Below are 715 nucleotides of genomic sequence, written 5' to 3'. Positions count from 1 at the left end.
TTGATGGTTCAATGCCTGTTGTGGCTAGTTGGTTTACACGCACAGCAACAGGGCTGGGATAAGCATTTTCAGGCCAATACCATTGGGCATCGAACGGTACTCTCAACGATTCGCTTGGGATTGGAGGTACTCAGGCGGCCTGATTATCAAATCACGGAGAAAGAATTGCTGGCGGCCTGGGTATTATTCGCCAATCAGTTGCTCAAATATGGCTATGCTATGGCTGATTTATGAGGGGATCCTTCAGTATTTGGCGTCTAAGCCAGACTTGACTCTGCGCCTAAATTCATTAAATGAATGGTACTCATCAAGCAGGTAAATGTAGTCCTTGTATTTATTGGGATCATCACCCTGATTGCCAATCTCAAGTAAAACATCGCCTATCGTCTCAAAAGGACACTCAGGCGGAGCTAAATACTTACCAGGCATGATTTTCATCTCAATAAATAAATTTATTGAGATGAGATTAGGGCCTGTTGATCTTTGCTGTTCATAATTTAGCCAACCCACATTGGCAGCCATATAAGGCAGCAAGCCAAGGCCAGTGTACTTGCATAATTCCGGGCTAATTTATCATACCTTGTTGCTACTGAGCGGTAATGTTTTAGCCTGGCAAACACGTTCTCAACCAGATGGCGATATTTGTACAGACACCAGTCAATATCGCCATTACCAATCYTCGAATTACGCTTGCGCGGTATGTTAGGGACGCCCT

The 715-nt window shown here is 44.4% G+C and carries 2 protein-coding genes and 1 pseudogene; 1 reads left to right on the top strand and 2 read right to left on the bottom strand.

Translation table 11 applies throughout. From position 1 onward, the window contains the following. Positions 1–234 (top strand): annotated as a pseudogene (locus L5M17_RS22975) (IS4 family transposase); the annotation flags it as partial. A 9-nt stretch (positions 235–243) separates the two neighbouring features. Here L5M17_RS22975 and L5M17_RS22970 read toward each other — a convergent pair. Together L5M17_RS22970 and L5M17_RS22965 are read right to left on the bottom strand one after the other, a co-directional pair. After that, positions 244–522 (bottom strand): hypothetical protein, encoded by a 279-nt coding sequence (locus tag L5M17_RS22970; protein WP_263149290.1) that lies wholly within the window; start codon positions 520–522, stop codon positions 244–246. Next, on the bottom strand, positions 498–715 hold a 218-nt coding region (locus tag L5M17_RS22965), incomplete at its 5' end, for a transposase (RefSeq protein ID WP_411568951.1). The genes L5M17_RS22965 and L5M17_RS22970, both read right to left, overlap by 25 nt.

The organism is Shewanella sp. SW24, from assembly GCF_025653395.1.
GTDB classification, from domain to species: Bacteria; Pseudomonadota; Gammaproteobacteria; order Enterobacterales; family Shewanellaceae; genus Shewanella; species Shewanella oncorhynchi.
Note: the sequence above shows the minus strand (reverse complement) of the source record. Positions and strands in the feature narration are given on the sequence as shown.

Excerpts from the sequence above, each read along its gene's own strand:
- L5M17_RS22970 (WP_263149290.1), bottom strand. The coding sequence starts at position 522 with ATGGCTGCCAATGTGGGTTGGCTAAATTATGAACAGCAAAGATCAACA.